Source organism: Corallococcus sp. 4LFB (assembly GCF_046520365.1).
In the GTDB taxonomy this organism is placed as follows: domain Bacteria; phylum Myxococcota; class Myxococcia; order Myxococcales; family Myxococcaceae; genus Corallococcus; species Corallococcus caeni.
The window spans coordinates 1-5621 of record NZ_JBKGHJ010000510.1; the positions used below are offsets into that span (position 1 = coordinate 1).

At 72.3% G+C, this 5621-nt stretch carries 7 protein-coding genes and 1 pseudogene; 7 read left to right on the plus strand and 1 reads right to left on the minus strand.

Annotation, left to right across the window (positions count from 1 at the left end):
• From ACLEQD_RS35470 to ACLEQD_RS35485, 4 genes and pseudogenes are all read left to right on the plus strand, one after another.
• Positions 1 to 186: pseudogene (locus tag ACLEQD_RS35470) on the plus strand (hypothetical protein); the annotation flags it as partial.
• Positions 187 to 224: 38 nt separating this feature from the next.
• On the plus strand, positions 225 to 1196 hold the full coding sequence (locus ACLEQD_RS35475; protein ID WP_410390214.1) for a nucleotidyltransferase family protein: 972 nt from the start codon (positions 225 to 227) through the stop codon (positions 1194 to 1196).
• A gap of 104 nt (positions 1197 to 1300) precedes the next feature.
• Positions 1301 to 2599 carry a UDP-glucose dehydrogenase family protein gene (locus ACLEQD_RS35480; RefSeq protein WP_410390216.1) on the plus strand — a complete coding sequence of 433 codons (1299 nt, stop codon included), beginning with the start codon at positions 1301 to 1303 and terminating at the stop codon, positions 2597 to 2599.
• The gene (locus ACLEQD_RS35485) at positions 2599 to 3786 is read left to right on the plus strand and encodes an acyltransferase family protein (RefSeq protein WP_410390218.1); all 1188 of its coding nucleotides are present in this window, start codon (positions 2599 to 2601) and stop codon (positions 3784 to 3786) included. The genes ACLEQD_RS35480 and ACLEQD_RS35485 overlap by 1 nt, the downstream gene beginning before the upstream one ends.
• Positions 3787 to 3830: 44 nt before the next feature.
• Here ACLEQD_RS35485 and ACLEQD_RS35490 read toward each other — a convergent pair whose 3' ends face one another.
• The gene (locus tag ACLEQD_RS35490) at positions 3831 to 4106 is read right to left on the minus strand and encodes a hypothetical protein (RefSeq protein ID WP_410390220.1); all 276 of its coding nucleotides are present in this window, start codon (positions 4104 to 4106) and stop codon (positions 3831 to 3833) included.
• 369 nt (positions 4107 to 4475) lie between these two features.
• On the opposite strand from ACLEQD_RS35490, the gene ACLEQD_RS35495 reads away from it, so the two are divergent.
• From ACLEQD_RS35495 to ACLEQD_RS35505, 3 genes are all read left to right on the plus strand, one after another.
• Positions 4476 to 4865, plus strand: a complete 390-nt coding sequence (locus ACLEQD_RS35495; protein WP_410390222.1) for a hypothetical protein — start codon at positions 4476 to 4478, stop codon at positions 4863 to 4865.
• The gene (locus tag ACLEQD_RS35500) at positions 4862 to 5074 is read left to right on the plus strand and encodes a hypothetical protein (RefSeq protein ID WP_410390224.1); all 213 of its coding nucleotides are present in this window, start codon (positions 4862 to 4864) and stop codon (positions 5072 to 5074) included. The genes ACLEQD_RS35495 and ACLEQD_RS35500 overlap by 4 nt, the downstream gene beginning before the upstream one ends.
• Positions 5032 to 5621, plus strand: a 590-nt coding sequence (locus ACLEQD_RS35505) for an O-antigen ligase family protein (RefSeq protein ID WP_410390226.1), incomplete at its 3' end; no start/stop codon positions are given. The genes ACLEQD_RS35500 and ACLEQD_RS35505, both read left to right, overlap by 43 nt.

Consider the following 5621-nt stretch of genomic DNA (forward strand, 5'->3'; position numbering starts at 1 on the left):
CTGGTGGGGGCGGAGCTGGCGCGCAACAAGCCGGCCTGGGTTGCCGCGAAGCTGGCCCTGGCCCCCCGGGCCCGGCCCATGGTGCGGTACGCGCTGCGGCGGCTGCGGGGGCTCCGGCCGCCTGTCGTGGCGGGAACGGAGTCAGGGGCGCCAAGGCCCGTCCGCTCGCCTGCTGGAAGACGGTGATTGCGGCGGGCGGGCCGGCCCATTAAAGGTGCCGCACCATGGCGCCCAGCCTCCTCGACACCTTCCGGGTCCTGTCCTCCTTCGAGCCCCCGCGCGGAAAGCTCCGGGGCGCGCCCTGGGAGGCCTACGTCGACTGGGCCATCTCGCAGGGGCTGGCGCCGCTGGCGGCGTACAACCTGGAGTACCGGATGGGCGGGGGCGAGGCGCCGGAGTGGGCCCGCGACCGGCTGATGGCCATCTACACCGGCTCCGTGAACGACAACGTCATGAAGCTGGTCCACTTCAAGCGCATCGTGGATCAACTGGAGGGCCGCAAGCTGCTGCTGCTGGGCGGCGCGGCCTTCGCGGAGGCGCTCTACCCGCACGTGGGCTTCCGGCCCGTGCTGGACATCCAGGTGCTGGTGCGCCGCATGGACGTGGACGGCTTCGCCGGCTACCTGTCCAACCACGAGTTCGTCCCGGAGCCGGACACGGGCAACACCGGCGCGGCGCGCATCGTGTCCGACGGCCGCACGCCCATCCACCTCTACGCGGACGTGCTGGGCGCGAACCGACGTGAGCAGTTGGCCGGCGTCTTCGAGCGCGCCCGACCCATGAAGGTCTACGGGCAGTCCGTCTTCCGCCCGGAGCTGGAGGACGTGCTGCTGCTCACCGCGCTGGACCAGGCCCACCACGGGTATGACGTGCCGTGGCTGTCGTTCGTGGACCTGCGCGAGCTCATCACCGGCGCCACCTGGATGGGCGGCGTGTACTCGCGCCCGCTGGACGTGCCGGCCCTGCTGTCGCGCGCGGAGGCGTTCGGCCTGGAGCGCGCCCTCTACACGTCGCTGGCCATCGTGGCGCGGCTGTTCCCGGACGCGGAAGGACAGGCCACCGCCGCCTTCCCGCCGCTGCGCCGCGCGACGCGGGAGCTGCTGGACAGGGGGGTGGTGGGTCCGGTGAGCACCCCCGGACGTTCGTCCGCCCTGCGGGGCGTGGACAGACTGCGGCGCCTCCTCACAGGGCGATAAGCCTGTCTGGTTGCTCTGCGTCCTGCGTGCCCGGGCTTCCTTTCGGTGCGCGGGTCGGCGTATGAGTTCATGACGCCACCTGTCGAAACCAGGACACTCAAAGAATGCGCATTGCCATTATCGGATCGGGCTACGTCGGACTCGTCGCGGGCACCTGCTTCGCGGACTCGGGCAACGACGTCGCGTGCGTGGACATCGACGAGCGGAAGATCCGCATGCTCCAGGATGGACAGGTCCCCATCTACGAGCCGGGTCTGGAGGAGCTCATCCGCAAGAACGTGAAGGAGAAGCGCCTCACGTTCACGACGAACCTGGCGGAGGGCGTGGCGAACGCCCAGGCCGTGTTCATCGCCGTAGGCACCCCGGAAGGGGAGAGCGGCGAGGCCGACCTCCAGTACGTGCTCGCGGCGGCGCAGGCGGTGGGCCGCGCGATGAAGCAGTACACGGTGGTGGTGGACAAGAGCACCGTGCCGGTGGGCACCGCGGACAAGGTCCGCGACGCCATCGCCAAGGTGACGGACGTGGAGTTCGACGTCGTCTCCAACCCGGAGTTCCTGAAGGAAGGCGCCGCGCTGGACGACTTCTTCAAGCCGGACCGCGTCGTCATCGGCGCGGACACGGAGCGCGCGCGGAACATCATGGGAGAGCTCTACGCGCCGTTCGTGCGCACGGAGAACCCCATCCTGTTCATGGACACGCGCTCCGCGGAGCTGACGAAGTACGCGGCCAACGCGATGCTCGCGACGCGCATCTCGTTCATGAACGACATCTCCGCGCTCTGCGAGAAGGTGGGCGCGGACGTGGACTTCGTGCGCAAGGGCCTGGGCGCGGACAAGCGCATCGGCTACCCGTTCCTCTTCCCCGGCGTGGGCTACGGCGGCTCCTGCTTCCCCAAGGACGTGAAGGCGCTGGTCACCACGGCGCGCGAGTACGGCCTGGAGTTGGACCTGCTGCGCGCGGTGGAGCGCACCAACGAGCGGCAGAAGAAGCTGCTCGTGAACAAGGCCGTGAAGCACTACGGGTCGCTGGAGGGCAAGAAGTTCGGCGTCTGGGGCCTGGCGTTCAAGCCGAAGACGGACGACATGCGCGAGGCGCCGTCCATCGAGGTCATCGAGGGCCTCATCGGCAAGGGCGCGACGGTGATTGCCCATGACCCGGTGTCCTCGCACGCGGCCCGGCGCGTCTTCGGCGACCGCATCCGCTACGCGGAGGTGCCGTACGACGCGCTGGAGGGCGTGGACGGCCTGTTCGTGGTGACGGAGTGGAACGAGTTCCGCCACCCGGACTTCGACCGCATGAAGAAGCTGATGAAGTCGCCGGTCGTCTTCGACGGCCGCAACATCTTCCAGCCCGCGCGCATGCGTGAGCAGGGCTTCACCTACTTCGGCATCGGCCGGAAGTAATGAAGCAGCAGTCCGGAGGTTCGCTGGATGCACTGACGGGGCTGCGCTTCCTGGCGGCCCTGCACGTCGTGTTGTTCCACTTCGGCACCCCGTGCATCCAGGGCGTGGCGCCGGAGTGGATGGTGCAGGTGGTGGCCTCCGGCTATGCGTCCGTGGGGGTCTTCTTCCTCCTGTCCGGCTTCGTGCTCGCGTACAACTACGTGGACACGGCCGGCGGGATGCAGACCCCGCCCCGGGCGTTCTGGAGCGCGCGCGTGGCGCGCGTGTACCCGGTGTTCCTCCTGATGTTCCTCTTGTCGGCGGTGCCCACGGCGCGGGCCTCGCTGGCGGACAACCCGCTGCCGGTGGCCGTGGCGAAGCTGGGCACGGCGGGGCTCACCACGCTGCTGCTGCTCCAGTCCTGGGTGCCCCGGCTCGCGCTGTACTGGAACCCGCCGTCCTGGTCCGTGTCGGTGGAGGCGTTCTTCTACGCCGTGTTCCCCGCGCTGGCCGGGCGGCTGGAGCGCTTCCGCGGCGCGCGCATGGCGGCGGCCCTGGTGGGCGTGTGGATGCTGGGCCTGCTGCCGCCGGTGCTCTACCTGGTGCTGCGGCCGGACGGGCCGGGCCCGCTGGACGCGGCATCCGGCGGCGTCTGGCTGACGGTGCTGAAGCTCAACCCGCTGGTGCGCCTGCCGGAGTTCCTCCTGGGCGTGCTGCTGGGGCGCGTCTTCGTGCGGGAGCGGGCGGCGGCGGCGCCCCGGCGCTCCGGCGCGGTGATGGCGCTGGCGGGCGCGGCGCTGCTGCTGCTGGGCTTCTCGCAGGGCGCGTCCATTCCGTATCCGCTGATGCACAACGCGCTGCTGGCGCCCGCATCGGCGCTGCTGGTGTACGGGCTGGCGCGCGGCGGCGGCCCGCTGGGGCAGGCGCTGGCGCGGCCGTGGCTGGTGCACCTGGGGGGGGCCAGCTACGCGCTGTACCTGCTCCAGTTCCCCGTCAGCGAGGGGGTGCACTGGCTGGGGCGGTTCGTGGACCTGTCGTCGCCCACGCGCTTCCTGGCGGTGCTGCTGGTGTTGCTGGTGCCCGCGTCGGTGGCGGTGCACCGGTGGGTGGAGACGCCGTGGCGCTCGCGGGTGAAGCGCGGGCTCCAGCCGTGGGTGGAGGGCGCTCCCGCGCGGCCGGCTCCGGCTCCCGTGGTGCCGGGCGCGTAGTGCTTCGCGGGGTGCTCCGGGCGCGTCCCTTCAGCGGACGGTGCTCAGCGGGCGAGGCCGCAGGCCTTCTTGCCTTCCTCGGTCTCGATGGTGCGGCAGTCGCAGCCCTCGAGCTTCGCCTCGCAGGCGATCTCGTCCTCGGCGGTGGGCTCCACGCGGCCCTCCTCGTCGGCGGCGCGCTGCTGACAGGCCTGCTTCTCCACCGAGTTCAAGGCGCACTCGCAGAGCTTCTCGGACAGCTCGCGGCAACTGCTCTTGCACGCGGTGAGTCCGGAGAGGGAGGCGCAGAGGACGGCGGCGGTGAGCAGGAAGCGACGCATGGGGTCGGGCGAAGATGCCAGATGGGTCCCCGGATGCAAGCGGTGTCCCGGGGGGCCCGTTCATTCGACGGCCCGGGACCGCCGCGTCAGGGGAGGAGGCGTCCAGGCGGCGCGCCTCCTGCCCGAGGGGGCAGGCCACGGAGGCCCGCGAGGAGCGTGACATACTCCCGCGCCTCGCATGGCTCCTGGTCCCCACCGCGTCTCCCGGTACACCGTCTTCGCGGAAGTGGCCCTCGCGGCGCTGGTGGTGCTGGGGCCGGTGGCGCTCGGCGGCGCGGCGCATTGGGTGTCGTGGCCGCTGGGCGTGCTGTCCGGGCCGCGGCGGTCCTGGCCTTCGTGGGGGCGCGGCGGCAGGGGGAGACCCCGCGCGTGCCGCTCCTGGCCGCGCCGCTGGTGGGCGGCATGGTGCTGTGCGCGCTGCAGCTCGTGCCGCTGCCACCCGGGCTGCTCGCCTGGGTGAGCCCGGAGGCCGCGGCGCTGCGCGAGGACGTGCTCGTGCCGCTGGGGCTCACGGGCTGGCGGCCGGTGTCACTGGAGCCCTCCGCCACCTGGCGTGAGCTGGCGAAGCACCTGGCCTACCTGCTGACGTTCGTCGCGGCGGTGCAGGTGTGCCGGGCGCGGGCGTCGCGGCAGCGGCTGCTCGCGGTGCTGGCGTTCACGGGCGCGGCGGTGGCGGCGGTGGGCTGGACACGCGCTGTTCGGCGTGGAGACGCTGTTCGGGCTGCGCGCGTACACGGCATGCGCGGCCGCCGCTGGTGACGCCGTTCGGGAACCCCAACCACCTCGCGGGCTTCCTGGGGTTGTGCGCGACGGTGGCGGTGGGGCTCGCGCTGTCGAAGCAGCCGCGTTCGCGCGCGTGGCCCTTCGCGATGGCGGCGCTCGTCTCCGGCGCGGGCGTGCTGCTGTCGCTGTCGCGCGCGGCATCGTGTTCTTCGTCTTCGGGCAGGTGCTGCTCGCCGCGTGGTTGATGAAGCAGCGGCGCGAGGCGCGCACTCCCGCGAGGCCCGCGTGGGGCCGGGGCGCGGCGGTGCTGCTGGGGCTCCTGGCGACGCTGTCTGTGGGCGCGTACCTGGCGGCGGATCAGCTGTGGGCGGAGGCCCGCACCGTGGACGGCATGGCGTCCCTGCGCCGGGGCAAGCTGGAGCCCTGGCCGATGATGGCCCGCGCGGCCCGTGCCTTCCCGGTGCTGGGCATGGGCCGCGGCGCGTTCGAGGCCGCCTTCCCGCGCTACCAGACCGAGCCCAACCCCAACACCTTCACGCACCCGGAGAACGCGGTGTTGCAGGTGGCGGCGGAGTGGGGCGTGCCGGGCTTGCTGCTGCTGGCGCTGGGCCTCTGGGCCTTCGTGCGGCGCGTGCGGCGCGAGGACCACGGGCCGGTGGAGCTGGCGGTGCTGTCCGGCGTGGCGGCGCTGGCGCTGCACAACCTCTTCGACTTCAGCCTGGAGCTGCCCGCGTGCGCGGTCGCGGTCGCGGTGGTGCTGGGCGCGGTGGCCCGGCCCCGAGAGGCGGAGCG